The organism is Nitrospira marina, assembly GCF_059568365.1.
On the sequence record NZ_JCANTH010000001.1, the window covers coordinates 1,355,023 to 1,379,542 of the forward strand.

Consider the following 24,520-nt stretch of genomic DNA (forward strand, 5'->3'; position numbering starts at 1 on the left):
AGTGCGACGGTGACCTACCGGGCGTGGGATCAGACGAGCGGGACGGAAGGGACGAAGGTGGATGCCTCGACCAATGGCGGGACGACGGCCTTTAGCACCGCCACCGACACGGCCTCAATCACGGTGACGGCGGTCAATGATGCGCCGGTGATTACCAGTAATGGGGGAGGGCCGACCGCGGCCGTCAATGCCCCAGAAAACCAAACGGCCGTGACGACGGTGACGGCGACCGATGTGGATGTGCCGGCGGACACCTTGACCTATAGCATCATCGGTGGGGCGGATGCAGCACTGTTCAGCCTGGATCCCAACAGCGGGGTGTTGAGGTTCCTTGTCGCCCCCGACTTTGATGCCCCGACCGATGCGGGCACCAACAACGTCTATGACGTGGTGGTACAGGTGAGTGACGGCAACGGGGGTGTAGATACGCAAGCGATTGCCGTCACGGTGACGGATGCCAACGATGCGCCGGTCATCACGAGTAATGGGGCAGGGCCGACCGCGGCGGTCAATGTATCAGAAAACCAGACGATCGTGACGACCGTGACGGCCACGGATGTAGATATGCCGGCAAATACGTTGACCTATACGATTTTTGGCGGGGCGGATGCGGCGTTATTCAGCATTGATCCGGCCAGCGGGGTGTTGACCTTCACCGTGCCCCCGGACTTTGAGACGCCCACTGATGCCGATGCGAATAATATCTATGAGGTCGTGGTACAGGTGAGCGATGGTAACGGCGGAGTGGATTCTCAACTGATTCAAGTGACCGTCACAGATATCCAGGAAGGCATGCCCCAAACGCCCACGCCGCAGCCAGGTCCCACGCCCACGCCTGCACCAAGCCCTCGTCCAACTCCGGAGTCGCCGCTTGATACCAATACTTCGCCCCCAGGAACACCCCCAATCGGGTTTCCGAATTCATTCGGTAGTCAATCTCCAGCGGGGCGGGATCTTACCCGTAATCCTGATCTTCAGTCAGTTTCTGACTGGAATAGGGTCCTGGAGGTCGCCCCATTTCTGCGTCCAGGCGTTTTTGGAACCACCTCAGACCAAATGCGTGCATATGCTCCGGCCCCGGTGCTGCTTTCAAGCATTGAGCTGAGCCAGGAATTCCTTCAGCAGTTGAACTCTTTTGCCGATGATTTGAAAGAGAGCACCCAACAAACCATTGACGAACGCTCTTTTTTCATCAAGATGATGGAATACACGGGGCTGGGCGTATCGGGAATTCTTCTGGCGTGGCTGGTGAGAAGTGGCACGCTCTTGGCGAGCGTGTTGGCGACGCTCCCGGCCTGGCGGAACTTTGACCCTATTGCAATTTTGGATATGGATCAAAAGAGTCGGGAAATCTTGACAAAGAAAATGCGGGAGGCCGCAGCAAAGGAGACCCGGGAGCATCACGGATTAGATCGGATGTTGGACAAAAATAGTGATCAATCGGTTCGACCTTCCTCCAAGTTCTCCTCCGGATCCTCATGAAACGACTGACACCCATTTTTTGGATGAGTCTGGGTCTGGTATCCCTTACCCTGAGTATCCTCTTAATCAGTGACCTGATGGTGGGCCTCATTCCGGACCAAGCTGCCCAAATCTTTACCTACCGGCAAAAGTTTAGCGAAGCGATGGCTGTCCAGTATTCCATCCTGGCGCAGAGGGGTGACAATCAGGGCCTCCAGCAGGCTTTGGATCTCTTGGTTGAACGGAATGGGGATATCCAATCAGTGGCTTTGGTCTTGGAAAGTGGGGAGATTATGGCCATGGCCGGGCCCCATCATGCTCTCTGGACCCAACCATCAGGAGACCACTCTACGCCTGAACACATTCAGATTCCCATTTTTAACGGGGAACAGCATTGGGGAACCTTACAACTCCGGTTTCCTTCTCTGGATACGAGTATTTGGACCCGTGTCCTTGATAATGCCTGGGTGCGATTTCTTGCGCTGGTCATGGCTTACGGGTTTGTGGGCTATTTTCTGTATATGAAGCGAACGTTGCGGCAACTTGATCCCAGTTCAGTGGTGCCCATGCGGGTGCAAGCCGCGTTTGATGTGTTGGCAGAGGGTGTGGTGTTCCTGGATGGTGAGGACCGTATTGTGTTGGCCAATCGGGCCTTTAGCCTCATTGTCGACGCGTCTCCTCACGACCTGATCGGAAAAACACTGGATAGTTTTGAATGGACGTCATCCGACATGGGTGACCCGCTGAACATCTACCCCTGGAAGACAGCTCGACAGGGAAAATGCTTGAAATTGGATGTGCCCCTGGTTTGGGAGAGGATGGGGAAAACCGTGAAGAAGTTTCGAGTCAATTGCACTCCCATCTTGGGTCAACGCAAGCAGGTCCGAGGCATTTTAGTGTCTTTCAATGATGTGACGGTATTGGAAGGCACGATTCGGGAGTTAGAGTTGTCAAAAACCGAATTAGAGAAACTGGCTCACCGGGATCCCTTGACGGGTTGTTGCAACCGGCGAGCGTTATTCGAGGCGTTTGAAGAACTATGGGAGAGGGCTCAACATGATGGGAGCGATTTGGTCTGTATTATGGCGGATATCGACCATTTCAAATCGTATAACGATCGGTTTGGCCATGCGGTGGGGGATCAAGTGATTCAACTCGTGGCGAAATTGTTATCAACAGCTTTGCGTCCCTTGGATATTATTGGTCGGTATGGGGGAGAGGAATTTTGCATTCTCCTGCCTGGTCAGACTTGCGTTGAGGGCATGTTAGTGGCCGAACGGTTACGGGAAACCATTGAACTTTCGGCCAGTACGGCTATTCGCACGACGTCCGGACAGAAAATTACGATGAGTTTTGGTGTGTCAGCCGCCACGTTAGGAGCTTCTGATTATTTGGAATTGGTGGCCCAAGCCGACAAAGCCTTGTATGCGGCCAAAGATAATGGGCGGAATCGGGTGGAACAGTGGACGGTTGATGAAGCGGTCGCAGCGTCAGCTCAAGATGAGAAATTGATGAGTCACTCAGTATCCTAGCGGGAGTTGGGGAGGGAGTCGCCTCCCAAACAGGGAGTGCTAACCAAGGCCGCCAGCGGCGTTCTCGCCACTTGGTCGTGCTCGTATACTCCTCCGTATGCTGTATTAATCCAAGCGGCTACGGTCTTGCTGGACAAGCCTTTTTGGATCACTCCCTTATGTGAAGTCGCGCACTGATGGGATTAAGCAGTTCGTGCGACGTGTGGTTTATTTTCTTTGAGCGTGTTCAGCAGATGGGCGTCTTCTTTCAGGAGATCTGCGGTTTCATGGCCTGATGCAACAAATCGGTGATCCATAATTTGAAGAATCGTTGGGCGGCTTGGTGATATTCTGTCAGTTTTCCTGCGATCTCTGTCATCGCAAATTGTCCATTCACAAAGAAATCATGATCGATGAGATACCCAATTTCTTGTACAGGTTGCGCGATCGGAACGAGTCCATGTCGCACGCACACCAGGTCGTCTCCACCATTCAGTCCCATCACCACTTCACTGTGTGTGGCTTTCATGGCTCCGGCCACCTCGGCCCAGGCGAGATCCCCTGTCCACTTGTTCGGTAGCAGTTGATTCCAATCTTTGTTCGTAAGGCCCAGGGCGGACTTCCGGATGATATTTCTGAAACGTAACCCGATACGGGAGAGATACGGTGGGGGATATTCGTTCTCCACTGCGTTCGTCGCCAACCGGATGTGCGTCTGAAAGGCGTCCCAGCCTTCATAATGTCTGGCGATCACCGCAAGAGATCCCGGGCTTAAGACCAGTTGCCAGCGCTGATCGGCACTGAGGAAATTATAGGATGCTTTATTCTGTGTCAGAGAGAAATTTGGAAAAAGATTTTTGACTCTTCCTTGAAAATTGACCGGCGGAGCGGAGGATATTTGTAAATTTTGTGGGAAGGTTATTTGGAAGGTGACATCGAGTAACGGAGGCTTTTGGTACATGACGGACGAGTGCCTTTTTGTGGTCATAGGACTCAGCCTTTTTTTTGTTGAGGGTGCATTCCCGTGTCCGGATTTTCCGTTGAACCCGTTGACACTCAGGTCTCTCGTGTCATTATGAGGCTCCAACGGGTTGGCGTGCTTCTTCCATGAGGGTTAACATACCGGAAAGCTGTTTGCCTGCTTCCAGCATGCATTCCTGGAGGCCTTCCTCATCCAGCCCTGTTAATTTCCACGATTCAGGAGCCACGAGATTTTGCCATCGGGCATGTCCCTTGGGTGATTGGAATCCTTCCGTGAGGGCGCCGGCCATATTGAGCAGCGCCGCTTCAAATCCGTGCTCGCTGGTCCCGGATGGATTGTTCTGATATCGAATAGCGATCCCGAAATTTTTTGGCAGTTGCCATTCCTCAATGAGTGTCTGACCCACTTCGGTATAATCGAATCCCAACAACTGTTGTTCCAATATATGGACGGGAGAGCCATCTTTGGCCGACTCTCGTAACACCTGCTCAGACGGTTCGGGAAGTTGCTCATAGAGGAGGAGATGTCCAATATCTCTCAACAGGCCCTCTACAAACATTCGTTCACTATCCACCAGAAAACATTTTCTTGCTAATTCCCGTGCGACCAGCCCACTAAAGAAGCTGTTGGACCAATAGACACTCATACTCATTACGTGTTGATTGAGGCCTGAGAAGGTTTTGGTGACCGAGATGGCGAGCGTCAAATCATGGAGCGGTTGCATACCAAGGATTCCGACAGCCCGCGAAATGGTCTCGACTTTGCGAGGCATGGCATAAAATGCGCTATTCACTAATTTGAGGACGGCGACGGACATGCCGGGATCAATGCTGATCGCCCTGGACAGATCCGCCATGGTGGATTCTGGATTATCGATGACCTTTTTGACTTGTAGATAGACTTCCGGCAGGGTAAAGAGCTTTGTGCAATTTTTTACCAATTCCTCGGCTGTTAGCATGGTGATCCCTTCTGGTGCAGCTCTGGTGTTCAATGTCCTGAACGTCGACCTTTTCTTATAATTCTCGGATATTTCCCTGAGGTACTTAAAATGAATCGTTTTTCCCTTTTGGGGTTGGCTGTGGGACCCTGGGCAGGGCTAAACGTTTGGTTTTTGAAAAATTTGGAGAGAGCCTGTCCCTGGTTCGGATCAGGCTGCGGTCAGACAAGTGCAGGAACGAGGAAAGTGGGAGGAACGATTAGGCACCATCGGGAGTATGAGACGTGGAGGCAGGAGGCGTTGCTGTAATTTTTTTTTGGATGCGGTTTCTTCCCCATGTAATGATGGCAAATGAGAGACCTAGAGCGATGGGCACGAAGATTCCAGAGGCCAATGCATACTTGTCGAGCCAACCGATTTCGTGCAGGGCCTTAAAGAGGTAGTTGGCTAGGCCACTCAGGTAATAGGCAATCACGATCACGGAGAGGCCTTCCACGGTATGTTGCAAAACGACTTGGCTTTTGGTGGTCTTGTCCAAGCTGGCCAGGAGATTCACATTTTGATCTTGTTGCGCCAAATTTTGCTCTTGTAAGAGTAGCTCCACCTTGGTGCGCAAGACGGCAATGGTGCCTTCAAAGTCCTGCTCTAAGGCCTGAACACGTGAGAGCAATTGCTGGTATCCATCGGCTACTCCTGTAATTTTCCATTGAAAATAATCGATGAGCGTTCGACCGTAGGGCAGCGGTTGCTCTTGGAGTGCCAGGGTATTACTGTGCACAATTCGATCATAGGGGACCGAAGCCGAAAGGCGATAACGCAGCGAAGCGGTCAACCGTCCCACTTCAAGAAAGTCATGGGTTAACCCTTCCAGCCATTGTTGAAGCGTGCTATGCGTGGCTCGGTTCAGTTCTTTCGTAATAAGGGTCCGTTGATAGAGATGCCGCTGTTCGAAAATTTGAACCTGATCGACCGACCGGGAAAAGGCTGGATAGGGCAGTAAAATCAGATGAGTATAATTTTCAAGAGTCGTTAAAATTGTCATGAGTCTGGCGAGTTTTTGCCGAAGCAAAGCAGGATCAGGAGCCCAAATGAGATATCGTTCCCGATCATGTTCGTCTGGAGTAAAGCTGGTGGCCACGCAGATGTCCTCACCCAGAACCTGGCTGGCATACAATTGTGGTCCGGGGAGAAGGGTTCTTAATTCCTCCTGGTCGTAAGTACGCGCAGGAATGACCAAGAGATCCAATGCGTTGACTTGGATGCCCAACGGAGAAAAGGGAAAGACATATTCGGAAAAACCCAACGGTCCGAATCCCAATGGCTGGTTTGCGTTAGAGGGAATATGCCAAACCTGATAACTGTAATATTCAGTGTGAGCCTCCCAAATGACAATCAGTTTGTCCCCATTCGTGCCTTTCTTTACTCCGAATCCAACTTTGTCTTCCATGACGGCGTGGGCGGAATCGATCTCTAGGCAGGTCAGAAGCTGTTGAAACTCTTTGCGACTTTGGGGACGTTCAACTGCCGGGTTCGCCATACGATAGGCTGTGTGATGCACATGGGCGGGAACATCCAACCAGCCTTCCAAATATTTTTCTTGCGCCTTATGCATTTGGCGAAGAATACCTTTTCCTGGGGATCCGGGTTTTAATTTCATGGATGCGTGAAGACTTGTGGTGGGAATCGTGCCGGAAAGGATTGGCTCTGCATTTGAACAGAGTTCTACCTCACCTGAGAGGTCTCAGGCAAGTGGAGAATAGGCGTGAAGGCGATGAGTGTTGGAAGGGGGGTTTGAATGGCGTTCAAAGGGAATGAGTCCAGGAACCGATCGTGGTCATGCTGAGTTGAGTTGAGCATGAATCCAGTCGCATAGACGATTTTCAGCCCAAAAAGGATCCTCATACTTATGGTGCCGTTGAAAAAACCCGCAATGGCCCCCATGAGCAGGCGCCTCAAGCTGGATGAAGGGATTAGCGTCGAGAGCAGGGTCGGCAAACATATTGTAGGGGATAAACGGGTCGTCTTGGGCCGTAATGACGAGGGTCGGGATGGTGATTAAGGGCAGCGTGTTTCGAGCGGCGCTTTGTTCGTAATAATCTTCGGCCCCTCGATACCCTCCGTCTGGAGCGGTATAGATTTCATCAAATTCCCACATGGTCCGTATATGAGAGAGGTGTGAGAGATCCCACCGACCTGGAAAGAGGCGGGCTTTTTTGCGTAATTTTCCTGTTAAGCTTTTTAGGAAATATTGATGATAAAGCCAATTGGAAGGATGTTGCAGGGCGCGTACGCAGGCTGCGGGCTGGATGTTGGGACAGACGGCTGCGACTCCGCGAAGAGAGGGAAGGGTGGTTCCATGCTCGCCAGCTAATTTGAGAGCAAGATTCCCTCCCATGGAATACCCGATGAGCCACACCGCGGTGCAGCGATCCTCTTCGGTAATTTCTTGGATAATCCTGGCGTAATCCTGGCTGAGCCCATTGTGATAGAGGGTGGGTGTCAGGTGTTCGGATCCGCCACAATTGCGTTGATTGATGCGAATGCAATTCCATCCCGTATCCCAACATTTCATGGCCAGACCCCGCATATAGTGGGATTCGGTGCACCCTTCGAGGCCATGAACCATCAGGATGGTGGGATGTTGTGAGGGGCAGGGTTGCCAATGACATTTTGTGAGTAGGCCCACCTCGGGAGAGACTTGAAAGATACGGTCTTGTGTGGGCAGTTCCGATGGGAAACGACCACGTGGCCACCAGCGGGGGAAAAGGGTCATGCGGTGCGGGCCATTTAACCACGGGTGTGGAATAAATGGTTGGGACGGCCACAAACAATGATTAACCATGTGTGAGCGGAGTGAGGCTTTACGATGAAGGCTTTTCGATTGTCTCTTATTCGGGATACCAAAACTCCTGTAGGTAAGACAAGTCAGGATAAGAGCATTAGACAGGGAGTGGCCGATCGGGTGGGTGTGATCACCTTGCACGGGAAATGATTATTTGACAGGGCACGGGAACTTTCGGTAGACCACCTCAGGTTTTTATTAATTGTTGGCTCATCTAGTTTGGCCATATTCCGTCAATCTTTACCGTAGGATCGTGAAAGTGTCTATGAAAAAACCGAGGTCTTCACAATTTTCAGGAAGCCGGGAAACCTTTCTCATTTTTATTGTGGTGGCTTGCGGGATTATGGCGACCATTTCAGTGAATCTGTTCAATCAATCGTCGTCGGATCCTAGCGAAGCCCGCGTGGGGGAATCCACCAGTCCGAAACAACCAGATTCCTCTTCCGCCAAAGTCCCGTCTGTGGAGCTGACCGATGTGCCACTGGCCACGGGCACCGAGCCGCTGGAAAAGTTGTTTGTGCAATCCGGCTGTGCGGTGTGCCATACCATCCCAGGTATTGCTCCTGCTCTGGGGCGGGAGGGTCCTCCATTAGTTCTGGGGACGAATGGACCCCTTCGATTGGCGGACCCTCAATATCACGGGACGGCGACAACAGTTCGTGAATATGTCCAGGAATCGATTTTGAATCCAGGCGCGTACGTGGTGCCCGGATACTCCGATCGGGTGATGCCCCGATGGTATGGGAAGCGACTTAATGCGATGGCGTTGGATCGAATGGCCGAGTATTTAGAAAACGTGAAGGAGTAAAAGCTCTCTGGCAGCTTCACACAATGGGAACGCATTCTTCATTTATTTTTGGTGTCGGCTCTCCCAATCCTTTCGAGCACGTCGTTCCCATGGTAATGGTCATCCAACGGTACGACCGCCTGCCATCGTGAAGGGTGAGGTGAGGATATTAGGGTTGAAACCGAAAGCCGAATAACATTCCGATGTTGAAATTGTCGCTACTTTTCCGATTATTCAGATCAATATCTTGGAAAGTAAATATGAGGGTACTTGACAGATCGACGGTCCGATTGATCTTGAAGGCTGCGGTAGCCCCAAAAGGAAAGCTATAACTGACATCGCTGTCATCACGACGGCCGTGTTCCAAATCTGCATAGACAAAGCCAATTCCGCCAAAAGGAATAATGGTGACAGCACCGACGGGAATGTGATACCGACCGATTCCGGCGAAGGTGACTTGAGTGAGGTCGCCACCGGGAGAAAACAAGAGTTGCGGGCCAACAGAGACCTGTGAGTTGAGAAAATAGTCTCCCTGGAAACTGAGCGTAAACACGGTGTCGTCGGTGGTATCTGACAAAAAACCGATATCCGTTCCAAACGCCCACTTGTCGTCTGCCCGTGCGAAAGGATTGCCCACTGAGAGCACAAAAAGGAGGGCTAAGACGGCCAAGATCGTTTTTATCCACTTATCGATCATCATGTCTCGTTTTCCTCTTGGTTCAATAGGTTGTGTGAGCGATGGGACTTACACTTCCCTTCTGTCGAAATTACTCACTGTTCTTTAGTGCTGGTCCTGCCGTTTTACCTTAGCCTTGTTTTCACAACCCGCTTTTTCCCTTGGTTCTGTGGTATGCCCTCGGCCCCCTGAAGGCCAGAGAACAAAAGGAAGATGAGATTTATTGCCCATCTCCTCCCGGCGGTTGCCATCACGAATTAGAACATTTGAGAGGGTGTTTTGCCCCTCAGAGACGTGAGGTCAGGAAACTTTTTTTAATGTTTCGCGGTATCCTCTGCCATTTTCTCGGTACTTTCCATTGCCTCGTCGAGGGCTTCTCCTGTTTTTTCGGCTGCGTCGTCCATGGCTTCCCCTGTGCTTTCCATAGCGTTATCGACGGATTCGGTTGTATTTTCTGCCGCTTGATCAATGGTCTTCCCAGCTTTTTCGGCAGGCCCTTCCGTTTCTCCGCACCCTGAAAGAGAAGCCATCAGTCCGAGCGCACAAACGAGACTCAGCCCTAATAGGGATAATCGATTCATAGCAGAAACCTCCTGTTAAAGTTGGGAAACACCTTGCTGTCCATCCTTTTGGTCCATCGTTCCAGAGGGGTCTTGGAGTCTGGAGAAGGGGTTGAATGGGATATGAGGACCAATTCATGCGTGAATGAACTTAATCTATTGTACTCTAATTTGAAGAAAGATCAATGATTAAGTAGGTAATTTTTTTACGTGAATGTCTTCTGACCATGACCTGATTGAAACCGGAAAAGCCGGGGATGGCTCAGGACAGCGGGCGTTTTGGATGAGGTCTTCTGGGAATCTGGCTATTGTGGTGCCGGTCGAATAGGACGGCATAGGACACGGTTCATGGGGAGGGGGTGCCCTATGTATATAGTGTCTTAACTTTTTTGAATACTTGTCGATAAGACTAATACGACTCATTGGATAATTAGTAGAAAATAACAATTTTTTCGGTTGAGGTTGTTATGGCAAAACCGGTTGGAAAGCTTCGAAAAATAAATTTGAGTGAAGTGTGGGGAAATGAGGCCGACGGGTTTGCTTCATGGCTTCAGCAGGAGGAAATTTTAGACATACTGGGAGAGACGATCGAGCGCCCCCTCAAGCCGGCTGGCAGTGACATTCCTCTTAGTATTTTGGCCGGAGGCGTTCTCGCCAAAGATGCGAAGACCGGGAGTTACGTGATTGTGTTGGGTCATTTGGAGGGCATTGACCCCGACGCGCTGGGTAAACTGATTATGTATGCTGCGGGCCTGGATGCCAAGACGGTGGTGTGTGTGGCCCAGGGTATTTCTGCGGAGATTCGCCAAACCCTGGATTGGCTGAATGGCGTTTCCCGTGATGAATTGACATTCTATGGCGCAGAACTTGAGTTATGGCGCATTGATGATTCCGTCCCTGCTCCCAACTTTCACCTTGTTTGCCAGCCCAACCTGTGGGCCAGGCAATTAAAAAAGGGTCAGGACGAGGGTGGGGAATCGAAAGCTACAAAGGTATCTGAATTCGCTGAATTGAATGCGAACCATGAAGAAGGCTCGAAAGGGCCAAAAGAGAAGGGCGCAGCCCAACAGGGAAAACCCCCTGCAGCGGGCAAGGATGGAGTCTCTGTGCGACAGAATTTTGTGTATACCAAAACTTTCTCCTAAAATCCGGTTGCGGTCCATCTGCTGTCGGCCGTTTTTTTAATGGCTCCAATTCCCCGTAGCATGCTTCGGGGTTACCCTATGTGAGCTGTTAACCATTGGTCCGTTGAATATCCCGTCCGCTTGCGCGGGGATCATTTATTCCACCTCATCTCCAATACATGCAACACGGAATAGTTCTTCTGAAGGGCGTTGAAGTGCTTTTCACTCCCTGGCATACCTTCCGTGCCCCAAGCCAAGGTTCTTGTTTCGCATCTACCATGTGAATCGATTAATTCCTGGGGCGGTGGCTTGCCAACCTGTCTCCGGAGGCCGGATTGATTTTGTCCCTGCACCATAACAGGGGATTCCTCATGCTTTCCGGAGAACCGAACCAGGAGAAGATTGCAGTTTGGATCCTCATTTTCTCTCTAGCTGTCATGCTTGTTAATCTTGAGCGTCGTGACGCGTATGCCTTCTCTGCGTGGATCCGCTTTGACGGGGGTGGTAACCCTCAATGATCGAATATTGTCTTGCTCGTGTTGAGAGTTGGCGCGACTCATGGTAGCGTGGGGGCAACTGTACTCTCCACGCCTGGCGAATAACCCACAGGTCGTTTGGAAAAGTTGTTTGGAAAGGCCGTCCCCGGACCTTTTCGGACATTCTCTATGCCTAGAAACCGGAATCACTTCCGGAGTCTTGTTTTTGAAGCTGCGAGTCGCTGAAAATATTTGCTTTTAATTTTCTGAAAGCTTGTTCATTATGTCATCACCAGACCAACATGCTTCCATCGACTTTATCAGAGCCAGGGTTATTGCAGATCTGGAAAACCAGACTATTGGCAAGAGAGTGCACACCCGTTTTCCCCCTGAACCTAATGGGCATTTACATATTGGTCATGCGAAATCCATCTGTTTGAATTTTGGCATTGCCGGGGAATTCGGTGGGCTGTGTAATCTTCGTTTCGATGATACGAATCCGACCAAGGAGAACATGGAATATGTCTCTTCAATTCAGGAAGATGTCCGGTGGTTGGGTTTTGATTGGGATGATCGCCTCTTTTTTGCCTCAGACTATTTTGAGCAGTTGTACCAATTTGCGGTGCGACTGATACAAACCGGCCATGCCTATGTCGATAGTTTAACGGCCGAGGAGATCAGGGTGTTTCGAGGGACGCTGACTGAGCCAGGGAAGGATAGTCCGTACCGGAATCGTTCCATTGAAGAAAATTTGGCCTTATTTGCCCGGATGCGGTCCGGAGAATTTGAGGACGGGGTTCATGTGTTGCGTGCCAAAATTGATATGGCCTCGCCTAATATTAATCTGAGAGATCCTGCCTTGTATCGTATCCGACATGCCACGCACTATCGGACCGGTGATGACTGGTGCCTCTATCCAACCTATGACTTTGCGCATCCTCTTTCGGATTCGTTGGAGGGCATTACGCATTCGTTGTGTACGCTGGAGTTTGAGGATCATCGTCCCTTATATGATTGGTTGCTCCTGGTGTGTGAGGTCTCGTGTCATCCCCAGCAAATTGAATTCGCCCGTTTGAATCTCGGGCATACGGTGATGAGTAAACGCAAGCTTCACCAGTTGGTGGAAGAGAAGCATGTGGACGGGTGGGGGGATCCCCGGTTGCCCACCTTGAAAGGGCTTCGGCGTCGGGGTTACACGCCTGAAGCGATTCGAAATTTTTGTGAGCGGGTAGGGGTGGCGAAACGTGACAGTGTGATTGAAATGGCCTTGTTGGAGCATGCTATTCGAGAAGATTTGAACCGGTCGGCGCCGCGGGTGATGGCGGTATTGCATCCTCTGAAAGTCATTATTGAAAATTATCCGGTTGGGCAGGTTGAAATCTTAGAGGCGATCAATAATCCTGAGGATCCAACCCAGGGCACACGGGAAATCCCTTTTTCCCGTGAGCTGTATATTGAACAGGATGATTTTCGGGAAGATCCACCTAAAAAGTTTTTTCGCTTATCTCCAGGGCAGGAAGTACGTCTTCGCTATGCCTATATCATTCGCTGTGTCGGTGTCGAGAACGATCCCGAAACCGGGGCAGTGACGGCTCTACGATGTACCTACGATCCTGAGACGAAAAGTGGCGGGAGTCAATCAAGTCGAAAGGTAAAAGGGACTCTCCACTGGGTTTCTGCTCAGCATGCCCTTTTGGCCGAAGTGAGACTGTATGAGGCCTTGTTGACTCAACCGAATCCCGGTTCGGGGGGTGACGCTCAGGACCTGCACCATCTGCTCAATCCACATTCCTTGACCGTGTTGTCAGATTGCCAGGTCGAACCCGGTCTCAGGGGGGCGCCATCAGGTAGTCGGTTTCAGTTTGAGCGGCAGGGGTATTTTTGTCTTGATTCGGATTCTACTCAGGATCGTTTGGTCTTTAACCGGACGGTCCCTCTTCGAGATACATGGGCGAAAATTGATAAGAAGTGAGAGTTCTTTCACCCCAGATTCAACCCCGATGTATTGGTAGTTTGAAAATAGCCAACAACTGCGTCTCCTCGTCGGGAGTCGAAAATCTCCATGTCCCTACCGGGATATCCAAGGGCCAAGGGCCGATTTGTACCCGTTTGAGATCGAGAACCTTGAGCGGCGTTTGAAATTTGGGATCTTTCAGGGCATGAAAGATTCGACGGAGATGCCGGTTTTTCCCCTCCTGTAAGACGACCTCTAGCTGTGTTTTGGGTCCGACTTCTCTTTTTTTTGTAATCCTGTGTACTTTTAATATTCCGATAGAAGTGGAAACTCCCTGTAGCACGCGGGATAAGTCATCGTCTGAAATTCTTCCCCGGATCTCAACCTCATAGGTCTTTTCGCATTTTCCTGGCGCGGTGAGCCGGTCAACCAATGTTCCATCTTGAGTGAAAAGCAGGAGGCCACGGGAGTCTTTGTCTAAGCGGCCGATTGGTACCCAGCCTTCCTGCAATAAGAAAGGCGGCAGGATATGATAGACCGTTTTTCTCTCCCTCTCATCTTTTCGAGTCACCAGATATCCTTTGGGCTTATGGAACAGGATGACGCTGGTACGCTCCCGTCGAGAAGTTCCTGCTCCAGGGCCCAATCCCTTGAAGTCAGGCATGGTTGTTTTTTTGTTGAATAGACAGTGGCGGAGGAATTCGAGATCTCTGGTGGTTCTTGTCGCAGGACACACAAATTCTGCCTCCTTCTTTCCCAAATGGTTGGGTCTTTGAGAAAAATGTCATCACTAATTGAGTCCGGTACGCTGATCCACTCCCAATGGATCCGATGAGGGTGTGCCAACCAACTGGGCTCTGTATTTTATATGTTTTTTCTACTGTCCGGTTCAATGGAGTCGTGATTTGCTCAAAGCCTTGGCTGGTCCGTGAATATGAATTCTAAAGAGTGTTTTGGAATGGAAAACGCCGCCTGAGGCGTCTTTCAAGAGAAATTTTTCTATAATCCATTGTTTTTTAATGAAAAAATGTGCAAATTGCCGAGAAGAAAGTCTTGCCCATTGTATTGTAGAATTTTTGGAGTTATTTTCTTTAAAGAAAGGGTATGTTTTTTTAGGCATCGAGTAAAGACCTGTAAAAACCCTGCCGATACAGAGAGTAGAGGCAGGAATGAAGAACCGCTATCCTGGGGGTCTTCGACATGTTAGGGAAAATTTGTTTTGTCTTGGCCATGGTTGCTTTAGCTTGTTGTGTGACGGTGCTCTCCTGGTTTGGATGGGTCCACGGAGTGTCTTGGTCAAGGCGCAAAACCTGTTCTCCTCATCATGAGTAAAGATCACCCAGCTCATCTCCCGACACCTGCCTCGTTTGTTCGTATTGTAGTTTGAGAACCCATTCTTTTTTTGACCGTGTTAGCAGTATTCCTGAGTCCTTGCGGTTTTGAGGTCGGTTGCTGGAATGTCGCGTAAGCCGGGATTGACTGTCTTTGGCTCTCTTCGGACCCGGCACCTACCTCATATCCCGCGATCTACCTTGAATACTCCCGAACAGGAGGTCCGGCGCTATGTCGAGCAGTAAACGACCGCCCAAGGAACTACAGCGGCATCCACTAGTGGTAGGGACCGTTCCCAACTGGAAACGTGAGGATACTTATCCGTGTGCCCAGAGTTTAAACGATACCTTTTGGCGGTGGGAGTTTCTCCGGCGTCGTTCAGATTACCGGAAGGATTGGGAACAACACTACCTGCAAACATACGATTTTGATCTGTCTTGTGCCAAAGATCCTCAGTATCCCACTCGATATCGCAAAAAAGTTTTTACGCCGGATCATCCGGCATTTAAAGCTCGCATGCCGAATTCATTAGAAAAATACCATCTCAGTGGCCTTCCGAATCCCTCCATTGCCAAACCCTGGATGCTGTCATTTGATTCGAATTACGGTCGGATCTATTTCGGACAGGGACCGGATTGGCTGGGGGGAGGTGAAGAGGTCACCTTGTGTTTGTCGGAATGGCGAATGGCGGCCGTGTTTGATCTGAAAAAGCCGTTGTCGGGGCAAATTGAAAAAGTCAAAGCAGATCTTATGGAATGGCAAAAACATCAAGTCGGTCGAAATCTCGAACGGCGAAAATGTCGTGACGAATGGCCGATGTATCTCCGCGTGCTGGATGCCGTGGATCTCGGCGTGCCGTTTCATGAAATTGGGCGAACGTTGTTTCATCTACCCGATGATGACATATGCGAAGCGCGAGCCAATCAATTGTATAAACGTGCCTGTCAAATCAGTGTACATTTTCCTGTGTAAGAGGTGCAGGGTACGGGAGCCCGGCAGAGTGTGGGCAGGGTCAACGAATCGGGTGTGGAGTGAGAGAAGTCTGAAAATTTGAGGATGAACATGGGGGAAGGAACCGTACGATGAGCAAATTAATTGAGGCCTTAAATCGCTTACAGTCCGTGAGAACAGAAGAAGGTCTTCCTCCCTCACTTTCTTTGCTCTCTGACTCATGTCCGGACAAGCCGGAATCTGGGCAACCACATCGGCCGGATACGAAACCATCGCCCAAGAACAAGATTCACTCCGAGGAGGGGCCCCGATTTAATCTGGCTCTAGGCGAATGGCTGGGCATTCTACACCATGAATATCTTGGGAGTTTTGTCCGCGAGGGGGGTGGAGCGGTCAAATTTGCTGTGTTTCCTGGTGAAGACGGATTGAAAACCTGCCAACAAGAATTAGAGGGACTGGCCAAACGTGAAGGATATGTCTTGGCAAAAGTCGACGCGCGATTCACGAAAGCCCACATGATCGAGCGGCTGTTTCAGAAAATTGCCAAACAAATAGATTGGGATGAACTCGCTTATCGGTTTCTCCAAAGGTTACTCGAAGAGCATGGGCACCAAATTCCTTCAGACCGACAGGAATTCTCGTTGCGGCAGGTTGCGATGGTGAATGAACGGAAGGAGCCGATGCTCCGCCGGGATATCCAAACATGGATGGAAAAAGCGATTGAAGGCGATTCGGGCTTGTGCCGTGAATTTCGCATGGCGATGATCCGGCTGTGTATGGCTCAGCTGGATGCCGGCGATTCCGATCGTGTCTTGGCCTCAGCGGTGAAAGAATGGTTGTGTGGAGACCTTCGACTGGTGAGTGGAGTCAAAAAGGCGCTGATCTATCAAAAAATTTCGCGTCATAATGCACGGTACATGTTGTCTTCTTTGACTCGCTGGCTTCGATTAACGGGACAGGGAGGCCTCATTCTCTCACTCGATATCTCTCGGTATCTTATGAAAAAGGATGGCTTGCCCAATGATGGCTCACTGTCATTTTCGCCTTCAGCCACCATAGATTTGTATGAATTGCTTCGTCAATTTATTGATTCGGCTGATGAGATGGAAGGCTTGCTGATGGTGGTCATGGCTCCACAGGAGTTCCTGACCGATTCCCGCCGTGGTGTGGATCGGTACGAGGCTTTAAAATTGCGAGTGTGGAATGATGTTCGTCCGAAACACCGTCAGAATCCATTGGCCTCGTTGGTCCGAATTCAGGATCATCATCAGCAGGTTTCTGAAGAAGAACATGCTGCCACCGCTACGCCGAGGAGAATGGTGCCGGATGGAGAAGCCCGTCGTGTCATTGAAGGTCTTCGGGCGGGGGTTCCGAACCGGCATGTGGTAACGACGCTTGGATGTCTTCAGCCAGAGGCGGAGGGACGTTTTCGGCGGTTATTAGAAGCCACACAGCAAAATATTACTGCGGGTCCGTGCCCGCGTGGTATGGTGATCGAGGGCGCGTTTGGCAGTGGGAAATCGCATATCCTGGAGTATCTCCAAAACCTGGCGCTGGATGCCAATTTCATCTGCAGCAGGATTGTGATCAGTAAGGAAACGCCTCTGTATCATCCTGTCCGTTTGTATTATTCTGCAATCGAAGCTGCAGTGATTCCTGACAAACGAGGGGAAGTGTTTGCGGAAATTGCGGGTCAATGTGATGTCTGGGCACCGCGCTATAAGGATCTGGTGACATGGGTGAATAATCCGGAAAGTCAGATTGATGCCAGGTTTGCCGCTACGTTGATGCTGTATGAACGATTAAGCTCGGATATGGAGTTGGGCCACCGAATGACTCGATTTTGGACGGGAGACCCCATCGGGGTAGGGGATTTAAAAAAGTATCTGCAAGAAGCCGGATTTGGAGAGCGGTATGCGTTTGGAAAAATATCGGCTGCAGAATTGGCGCTTCAGCGCTTTCAGTTTGCTGCTCGTCTGATGCAAGCCGCGGGATATGCCGGATGGATTTTGCTGATCGATGAAGCCGAACTAATTGGCCGATATTCGGTGAATCAGCGCGCGAAATCCTATGCTGAAGTGGCACGCCTCATGAATTTAGATGGCGGTCCTACTCTGCCAGGATTGGGTGCTGTACTGGCCTTAACCAATGATTTTCGGGAAGAAGTCTTAGAGAAAAAAGGTGACAAGGTCAAACTGTTGGAGAAACTTCGAGCGAAGCATTCGGAAGCCGAGCGAATACTCGCCGACAAAGCGGAGAAAGGCATGGGCTTATTGGAGACCCAACGTATTCCTCTTGGACAGCCACCGAACGATATTATCCAAGAATCCTATCAAACGATCCGATCGCTTCATCTGAAGGGGCATGGGTGGCATATGTGGGAAAATGCGGCCAATGATCCGGCCCAAATTATTCCAGGAACCAGTATGCGGAAATATGTGAAAAGTTGGGTGACACATTGGGATGCACTTCGTTTCTATCCCGGAGAAGCGTGTGAAATAGAAGCTTCGACATGGAAGCCGTCTTGTGTGGACCAGGAAGACGCCCAGGAAGCCAACGCGGAAGGGGAGAAACAGGAGAAAAGCCATGGGGGGCGTTTTGCGGTGGAAGCCGATTCGACCATGGCGGGAGAATCTGAAGACCAGGAATTTGTTGCCCCCGGGACTCCACACACCTCCGACTCCTTCACGAATGGCCCTAAAACGACTTTCTAACTCAGGTTCCGACCTTTTGGCGGAACACCTCGCGTTCATGATAAGGTAGGCTCATCACGAAAGGGCGGTTCCCTTTCGTGCAAGACGCCCTACTTTACTTTCCCCTGATATGTAGCCGCATCCATTTGCCAATGAACCTGTTTTCCTTTTTGCCTCCTCTCAGGCTTCCTGTCCATTTTGGACAGTGTGAATATGGGTTCCCCTTGATCCGCTTGTCGTTTCGTGACTGCTAACACGCAGGCCCTACCTGCCCCTCCATCTCCGTTCCTCACGATTTTCCGCATGTGGTGGCCCTTGGCCGCGAGTTGGATGCTCATGGGTTTGGAGTTTCCACTGGTCACGGCCACGGTATCTCGCCTGCCCGATCCTGAGATCCATTTAGCCGCCTATGGTGGGGTGGTTTTTCCTCTCTCATTGTTGATCGAGGCACCGGTCATTATGATTCTGGTTGCGTCTACCGCCTTATGTAAGGATTGGTTGGCCTACCGGCTTATTCGAAATTTCATTGTGGTTTTGGGAAGTCTTTTAACTGTCGTTCATGTCGTCGTGGCGTTTACGCCGGTGTACGGGATGATCGTACAAGACGTGTTAGGTGTTCCTGATGTTATTGTGGAACCGGCCAGAATCGGTCTCCAATGCATGACGCCATGGACGCTCTCGATTGCGGTGAGAAGGTTTTTTCAGGGAGTGGTGATTCGGGCAGGACAGACGCGCCTGATTGGGCTGGGAACCTTGGTCCGTTTATTCATAAGCAGTTCGGTCTTATTCTGCGGATTAGTTCTACAGAGTTTTCCAGGGATTGTCGTGGCGACGGTCGCGATGTCTTCTGGGGCAATGGTCGAGGCTGGCTTTATTCTGTTATTCGTGCGTCCGATCCTCACCAATCTTCGAATGAGTCCTGTGCATCCATCGCCTCTCACACTGACTCAATTACGCGTGTTTTATTGGCCTCTCGCATTTACTCCACTCATTTCGCTTGGGAATTTACCGATTGTCAGTGCGGCCGTCAGTCGGATGCCAGACGCTATAGAGTCCTTGGCTGTCTGGCCGGTATTAGGTGGGCTCTCGTTTGTGTTTCGGAGTGGAGGATTGGCGATGCAGGAGGTGGTTGTCGCCCTGTATGACCGACCGCATTTTCTCGGCCCTCTGAAAAAATTTGTGACGATGGTTTCAATCAGTACGAGCGGAATCCTTTTTATGATTGCTGCCACTCCTCTCTCCACTCTCTGGTTTGAATGGGGCGCGGCTCTGACTCCTGAGCTGACCGTGTTGGCCTCCACAGCGCTCTGGTTCATGGTAATTTTTCCCGCTTTGAGTCCATGGGAAAGTTTTTTTCAAGGTCAGTTTGTTCATCGTGGGATGACTTCTGTTATTACTCAAGCCGTGTGTTTGTATCTGTTGGGAAGTTCCATCTTTTTACTGGCAGGAGTTCTTTATGGACAGGTGACCGGATTGTATGTGGGTTTGGCCGCGATGCTGAGCGGCTTAGGATTTCAACTTTTCTGGCTATGGAGGAACAGTCGCAGAATTGATGTCCACTGACACAAATTTTAAGGATTTTTCGTGGGTTGCTCGGATGGCTCCAGGACAATCCGGTGGTTTTGAGGTTCATTAGGGGTACTATGGAGAAAACGGTGAATGATGATACCTGCATATTGCATGTTTCCTCCTTCATGTCGGTCGCTTAACCATTTCTGAGATAAGGGCATAAGTATTTGATTTTTAATGATAAATTTCTTGAAAGACAATTTTAATTGGGAAGGAACATAAATTGCTCGTTACTGAGTGGCGATGAAATTTTGCCCTTTTCACTGGTGACGAGCATTTTTATAAGTGAATAACTTTTGGTTAACACATGAATAGAATTTTGGTGATTGATGATGATATCCAGGTGAGGGAGTCCGTTTCTCTTTCTTTGGAAACAGCCGGGTATATGGTTATGGCGGCAAAGTCCTGCCAGGAGGGGCTCCAAAATCATGAAAGTTTTCAAGCGTCCTTGATTATTATGGATGTGTTGGCGATGGAAGAGAGAGAAAACGAACCCACTGCACCTGTTTTTGAACAATCTTCTAGTATTCCGATGATCACTCTGACGGGAAATATTCCTGCATCTTGTGAACCGATGAAGGGCCCTCACCAAATATTCCAGCCGATCTGCACCCTGCAAAAACCCTTTACTGTTGATGAGCTTCTCCAAACCGTGCAAAGGGCCTTGGTCAGTTACGTGAGTTCTTCTCCCGTTCCTGTCCCATTTTCATAACAACCAATTCTTTCTTTAGGTTCAACTCAACCTTTACGTAAGAGGGTTTGGGTGGTTAATCGTTGGGAGGTTCGAAGTGTCCTGGAGGTCTCGACCCCCAGGGGACAGTGGTGGGACGCACCTGCTTGAAAAGGCTTTGGAGGTTAACCTGAGCGGCGCGAATTAATTTAGGATCACCGTGGTGCAGCAGGCTCGTGAGCAAGACAAAAAGGTCTTGGTAATCACGGCTGGTTTGGATAATTCGTTGAAATAGGGGATCGGGAGAAGAGGTGCTCGGAAGTTCAGGATTATCTTCGTCAGGTTCATTCCATAATCGCAGAAGGGTTCGGGGATCATGATGGAGCCAGGACTCAGGCACATTCAAAGATTCGGCAATTAACGCCATCGTGGACAACGGGGGGTCCCAGTTGCCCTTTTGGAAATCCTGTAATTTCGTCAGGGCCACGCCCGTTTGTTGACTAAGGTCGGCCAGAGAAAGTCCTCTGGTTTGACACCACTGAGTTAAATGTTGCTGAATGGACATGGTTCGATCATAGGAAAATGTTCCTCAGCCTGTCCATCTCCAATTTCGGCCGCACCCTAGACGGTTTCACCTGCGATAATCGCGAGGGTCAGGATAATGAAGCCACCATTGCCCCAAAAAGCCTCCAAGGATTCCGGGGTTTTTTACTGGATTAATCCAAGTCCGGTTGGCCGCCTTCTCTTGGTGGGAAACTCAGATGGGTTGCAGGGCCTTCAGTTTCAAGATGGAGCCCACCCTCTGGACATCCAGCCGACATGGACACCGTCGCGTGAGCCGTTTTACGCGGTGCTTGAGCAACTGGAGGAATACTTTGATGGCTTCCGGACACGGTTTCAGATCACATTGAACCTTCAAGGGACCCCCTTTCAACGTCATGTCTGGAAGGCACTTCAACGTATTCCCTATGGCCGAACGGTGTCGTATGGGGAAATTGCTCAACAGGTTGGCAGCCCGAAGGCCTCACGAGCTGTGGGAGCCGCCAATGGCCAAAACCCTGTCTCTATTATCGTGCCGTGCCATCGGGTGATCGGATCTAACGGAAAACTGGTTGGCTACGGAGGTGGGCTCCCCATCAAAACCGCCCTATTAGCATTGGAACAGTCGAGGCAGTAACCTCCTGTCCTTTTCGCACGTCCCCTCTGCCCTCGTTGACCTCAAGGCTGGAACAAAAAATTTACTGTATAGCCACCCTTTGTCAGGCTATTTGTCCGATCGATTATTGGATATGCCGCTGCGAAAGCGGGCATTACAGAAAAGCAGTGCGACCTTACTGGCGATCAATCAGGGCAAAGTAATTCTCACCACTTTCCATTTCGGCTATTCATTTTGATTAGAGCACGTCCTCGTCGGTCGACGATTAGGATGAATAAAAGGACGGAGGCTTTTGGATGGGGACGACGGAAGAATGGGTTTGAGAGGTGGAGGTTTGGATATCTTTGACGTATCGAGTTAACGATTCATGGATGACGGGGAAGGCCAGATATTTCCAGGGGATGTCGGCTAGGGAAATCAGTTGGACATCCAGGCTTTCCGGACCCGGTTTAAAGTTCAGGTTTTGTAGATGGGCCCGGTAGACCACATAGACTTGAGAAACATGTGGAAGGCTAAATATACCGAATAAACTATGAATGGTGATTTCCGCGTGCGCTTCTTCAAGGGTTTCCCGGGTTGCAGCCTCTTCGGTGCTCTCGCCTAATTCCATGAATCCGGCCGGGAAGGTCCAGAGCCCTAAACGAGGTTCGATGGCCCGTCGGCATAGGAGAATTTTGTCTTCCCATTCAGGGATACTGCCCGCCACGATCTTGGGGTTTTCATAGTGGATGGTATGGCAGGACGGACAGACGGCTCTGAGAAGAGATTCACCCGAAGGAATTTTTTCTTCAACGACGCTTCCACACTGAGCACAGTATTTGATGTTGTTGGGCAAGGTGGTAGATCTGAATTTAGATGGACAAGATGTTGCGCGAGATACTTGAGCGTGTTTCACAATCTGAAGGACCTGGGTCCTGTGGGCTTTTCTTTATCATACTCTGTCTCGCCTGTAATTCAATGGCGTGTTTCCATGACGGTTCCTTTTCTTTATGGGCAGCATATCCCAGTCACATTTTGTAAGGAAAGGGGGCCCATTGGCCGCCCTGCATTGTGAATCTTCGTATGCCTTTGGTAAGGTTGGCATCTGCATGTGCTTTCTTGCAACCCTGACAAATCTTGGATCGTGTGAGAACTGATTGGAGCGAACGGTATGAGTACGAATGATCGACAAATTATATTTTCTTTGGTGGGTGTGGGTCGCATCCATCCCCCGAAAAAGCAGGTCTTGAAAGATATCTATCTCTCATTTTTTTACGGGGCAAAAATCGGGGTTTTGGGATTGAATGGATCGGGAAAGAGTACCCTTCTCAGAATTATTGCCGGCGTGGATACCAACTATATCGGGAAAATTACCTTCTCAAAGGGGTATTCCATAGGACTCTTTGAACAGGAGCCGTATTTGGAGCCAGGGAAAACGGTGAAAGAAGTCGTTGAAGAAGGGCGGGCCGAGCTTGCCAAATTGCTCCGAGATTACGAAGAGATCAGTCAGGCCTTTTCGGGAGATGTGAGTCCTGAAGAGATGGAAAAGTTGCTCGAACGGCAGGGCAGACTGCAAGAGCAAATCGAAGCGGTCAACGGGTGGGAATTGGAGCATCAGTTGGAAATCGCCATGGATGCCCTCCGCTGTCCACCACCGGATACCAGGGTCGACCACTTGTCCGGTGGCGAACGCCGGAGGGTGGCTCTGTGCCGGTTGCTGATCCAGGAACCCGACATCTTGCTGCTTGACGAGCCCACAAACCATTTAGATGCGGAAACGGTGGGATGGTTGGAGCAACACCTTCAGGAATATAAGGGCACCGTGATTGCGGTGACTCATGACCGGTATTTTCTGGACAATGTGGCTGGTTGGATTCTGGAGTTGGACCGTGGGCAAGGGATTCCCTTTCAGGGCAACTATTCTTCCTGGTTGGAGCAGAAGCAGGCGAGACTGGCGCAGGAAGAAAAATCGGAGTCGAAACGACAAAAAACGTTGGAACGGGAACTGGATTGGATTCGTATGTCTCCTAAAGGCCGCCAGGCTAAGGGGAAAGCCCGCGTAACGAAATATGAACAATTGGTGAGTGAGGAGCAGAGTCAACAAACTGACGATTTGGAGATTTATATTCCTTCCGGCCCGCGTCTTGGCGATGTCGTGGTGGAAGCCATCAATCTCTCGAAGAGCTATGGGGATTCCCTTCTGTTTGAAAATCTCTCTTTTTCTCTACCCAAAGGGGGTATCGTCGGTGTGGTTGGTCCAAACGGGGCGGGAAAGTCCACCCTGTTTAAAATTATTGCCGGGTTGGTTAAGCCGGATACCGGCACTCTGACTTTGGGTGAAACGGTTACATTGGGCTATGTAGATCAGAATCGCGAGATTGATGGTAATTTAAACGTCTGGGAATGTATTACTGATGGAAAAGAAACTGTTACATTAGGAAAGATGGAAGTGAACTCGCGTGGGTATGTGTCCCGGTTTAATTTTTCCGGATCTGATCAACAAAAAATGGTAAAGGATTTGTCAGGGGGAGAACGCAACCGGGTTCATTTGGCCCGCACGTTAAAAGAGGGTGCGAATCTGTTATTGCTGGATGAGCCGACGAACGATCTGGATGTCAATACTCTGCGGGCTTTAGAGGAGGGATTGAATCATTTCGGAGGATGTGCGGTGATCAGCAGTCATGACCGATGGTTTCTGGATCGTGTGGCCACCCATATATTAGCCTTTGAAGGGAACAGCCAGGTAAGTTGGTATGAAGGCAATTACAGTGAATATGAGGCTAATCGAAAAAAGCGATTAGGGAAGGCTGCAGAACGTCCCCATCAAATTCGTTACAGAAAACTGACCAAATCCTGATGG

The 24,520-nt window shown here is 50.2% G+C and carries 21 protein-coding genes; 12 read left to right on the forward strand and 9 right to left on the reverse strand.

The window, feature by feature from the left end:
* The first annotated feature begins 147 nt into the window (after positions 1-147).
* Complete coding sequence (locus LX98_RS05485; RefSeq protein ID WP_496430571.1) at positions 148-1,482, forward strand: cadherin domain-containing protein; 1,335 nt, start codon at positions 148-150, stop codon at positions 1,480-1,482.
* The gene (locus LX98_RS05490; RefSeq protein ID WP_496427938.1) at positions 1,479-2,993 is read left to right on the forward strand and encodes a diguanylate cyclase; all 1,515 of its coding nucleotides are present in this window, start codon (positions 1,479-1,481) and stop codon (positions 2,991-2,993) included. Before LX98_RS05485 ends, LX98_RS05490 begins: the two co-directional genes overlap by 4 nt.
* Before the next feature lie 247 nt (positions 2,994-3,240).
* Here the strand turns inward: LX98_RS05490 and LX98_RS05495 are convergent, their stop codons facing one another.
* The 4 genes from LX98_RS05495 to LX98_RS05510 all read right to left on the reverse strand — a co-directional run bounded on the left by LX98_RS05495 (position 3,241) and on the right by LX98_RS05510 (position 7,664).
* Positions 3,241-3,960 carry a TIGR04255 family protein gene (locus tag LX98_RS05495; RefSeq protein WP_496427939.1) on the reverse strand — a complete coding sequence of 240 codons (720 nt, stop codon included), beginning with the start codon at positions 3,958-3,960 and terminating at the stop codon, positions 3,241-3,243.
* Between the two features lie 85 nt (positions 3,961-4,045).
* The gene (locus LX98_RS05500) at positions 4,046-4,912 is read right to left on the reverse strand and encodes an HDOD domain-containing protein (RefSeq protein WP_496427940.1); all 867 of its coding nucleotides are present in this window, start codon (positions 4,910-4,912) and stop codon (positions 4,046-4,048) included.
* A 238-nt stretch (positions 4,913-5,150) separates the two neighbouring features.
* Positions 5,151-6,548, reverse strand: coding sequence for a DUF3422 family protein (locus tag LX98_RS05505; RefSeq protein WP_496427941.1), 1,398 nt, complete (start codon positions 6,546-6,548; stop codon positions 5,151-5,153).
* A 177-nt stretch (positions 6,549-6,725) separates the two neighbouring features.
* The gene (locus tag LX98_RS05510) at positions 6,726-7,664 is read right to left on the reverse strand and encodes an alpha/beta fold hydrolase (RefSeq protein ID WP_496427942.1); all 939 of its coding nucleotides are present in this window, start codon (positions 7,662-7,664) and stop codon (positions 6,726-6,728) included.
* A 93-nt stretch (positions 7,665-7,757) separates the two neighbouring features.
* Between LX98_RS05510 and LX98_RS05515 the strand changes: the two genes are divergently transcribed.
* Both LX98_RS05515 and LX98_RS05520 read left to right on the forward strand, forming a co-directional pair.
* Positions 7,758-7,883, forward strand: a complete 126-nt coding sequence (locus LX98_RS05515) for a hypothetical protein (protein ID WP_496427943.1) — start codon at positions 7,758-7,760, stop codon at positions 7,881-7,883.
* 115 nt (positions 7,884-7,998) lie between these two features.
* Positions 7,999-8,541, forward strand: a complete 543-nt coding sequence (locus tag LX98_RS05520; RefSeq protein WP_496427944.1) for a c-type cytochrome — start codon at positions 7,999-8,001, stop codon at positions 8,539-8,541.
* A 148-nt stretch (positions 8,542-8,689) separates the two neighbouring features.
* On the opposite strand, the gene LX98_RS05525 is transcribed toward LX98_RS05520, so the two are convergent.
* A complete protein-coding gene (locus LX98_RS05525) occupies positions 8,690-9,220 on the reverse strand; it encodes an outer membrane beta-barrel protein (RefSeq protein ID WP_312642718.1) in 531 nt (176 codons plus the stop codon).
* Positions 9,221-9,510: 290 nt separating this feature from the next.
* Positions 9,511-9,777 (reverse strand): hypothetical protein, encoded by a 267-nt coding sequence (locus tag LX98_RS05530; protein ID WP_496427945.1) that lies wholly within the window; start codon positions 9,775-9,777, stop codon positions 9,511-9,513.
* A 446-nt stretch (positions 9,778-10,223) separates the two neighbouring features.
* On the opposite strand from LX98_RS05530, the gene LX98_RS05535 reads away from it, so the two are divergent.
* Positions 10,224-10,901, forward strand: coding sequence for a hypothetical protein (locus LX98_RS05535; RefSeq protein WP_496427946.1), 678 nt, complete (start codon positions 10,224-10,226; stop codon positions 10,899-10,901).
* Between the two features lie 738 nt (positions 10,902-11,639).
* Positions 11,640-13,328 carry a glutamine--tRNA ligase/YqeY domain fusion protein gene (locus LX98_RS05540; RefSeq protein WP_496427947.1) on the forward strand — a complete coding sequence of 563 codons (1,689 nt, stop codon included), beginning with the start codon at positions 11,640-11,642 and terminating at the stop codon, positions 13,326-13,328.
* Positions 13,329-13,347: 19 nt separating this feature from the next.
* Here the strand turns inward: LX98_RS05540 and LX98_RS05545 are convergent, their stop codons facing one another.
* A complete protein-coding gene (locus LX98_RS05545; RefSeq protein ID WP_496427948.1) occupies positions 13,348-13,974 on the reverse strand; it encodes a pseudouridine synthase in 627 nt (208 codons plus the stop codon).
* An 899-nt stretch (positions 13,975-14,873) separates the two neighbouring features.
* Between LX98_RS05545 and LX98_RS05550 the strand changes: the two genes are divergently transcribed.
* The 4 genes from LX98_RS05550 (at position 14,874) to LX98_RS05565 (ending at position 20,567) form a co-directional block, all read left to right on the forward strand.
* Entirely contained in the window at positions 14,874-15,614 is a 741-nt protein-coding gene (locus LX98_RS05550) for a hypothetical protein (RefSeq protein ID WP_496427949.1), read from the forward strand.
* Positions 15,615-15,724: 110 nt separating this feature from the next.
* Positions 15,725-18,307 carry a BREX system ATP-binding domain-containing protein gene (locus LX98_RS05555; RefSeq protein WP_496427950.1) on the forward strand — a complete coding sequence of 861 codons (2,583 nt, stop codon included), beginning with the start codon at positions 15,725-15,727 and terminating at the stop codon, positions 18,305-18,307.
* 282 nt (positions 18,308-18,589) lie between these two features.
* Positions 18,590-19,849: a hypothetical protein gene (locus LX98_RS05560; RefSeq protein ID WP_496427951.1), complete on the forward strand. Its 1,260-nt coding sequence runs from the start codon at positions 18,590-18,592 to the stop codon at positions 19,847-19,849.
* Positions 19,850-20,162: 313 nt separating this feature from the next.
* Positions 20,163-20,567 (forward strand): response regulator, encoded by a 405-nt coding sequence (locus LX98_RS05565; RefSeq protein ID WP_496427952.1) that lies wholly within the window; start codon positions 20,163-20,165, stop codon positions 20,565-20,567.
* A gap of 55 nt (positions 20,568-20,622) precedes the next feature.
* Here LX98_RS05565 and LX98_RS05570 read toward each other — a convergent pair whose 3' ends face one another.
* On the reverse strand, positions 20,623-21,090 hold the full coding sequence (locus tag LX98_RS05570; protein WP_496427953.1) for a helix-turn-helix domain-containing protein: 468 nt from the start codon (positions 21,088-21,090) through the stop codon (positions 20,623-20,625).
* Positions 21,091-21,186: 96 nt separating this feature from the next.
* Here LX98_RS05570 and LX98_RS05575 point away from each other — a divergent pair, with 96 nt between their 5' ends.
* Positions 21,187-21,702, forward strand: a complete 516-nt coding sequence (locus LX98_RS05575; protein WP_496427954.1) for a methylated-DNA--[protein]-cysteine S-methyltransferase — start codon at positions 21,187-21,189, stop codon at positions 21,700-21,702.
* Positions 21,703-21,946: 244 nt separating this feature from the next.
* Here LX98_RS05575 and LX98_RS05580 read toward each other — a convergent pair whose 3' ends face one another.
* Complete coding sequence (locus LX98_RS05580) at positions 21,947-22,516, reverse strand: NUDIX domain-containing protein (protein ID WP_496427955.1); 570 nt, start codon at positions 22,514-22,516, stop codon at positions 21,947-21,949.
* Positions 22,517-22,831: 315 nt separating this feature from the next.
* On the opposite strand from LX98_RS05580, the gene ettA reads away from it, so the two are divergent.
* Positions 22,832-24,517, forward strand: a complete 1,686-nt coding sequence (gene ettA / locus LX98_RS05585; RefSeq protein ID WP_496427956.1) for an energy-dependent translational throttle protein EttA — start codon at positions 22,832-22,834, stop codon at positions 24,515-24,517.
* Positions 24,518-24,520 lie beyond the last annotated feature (3 nt).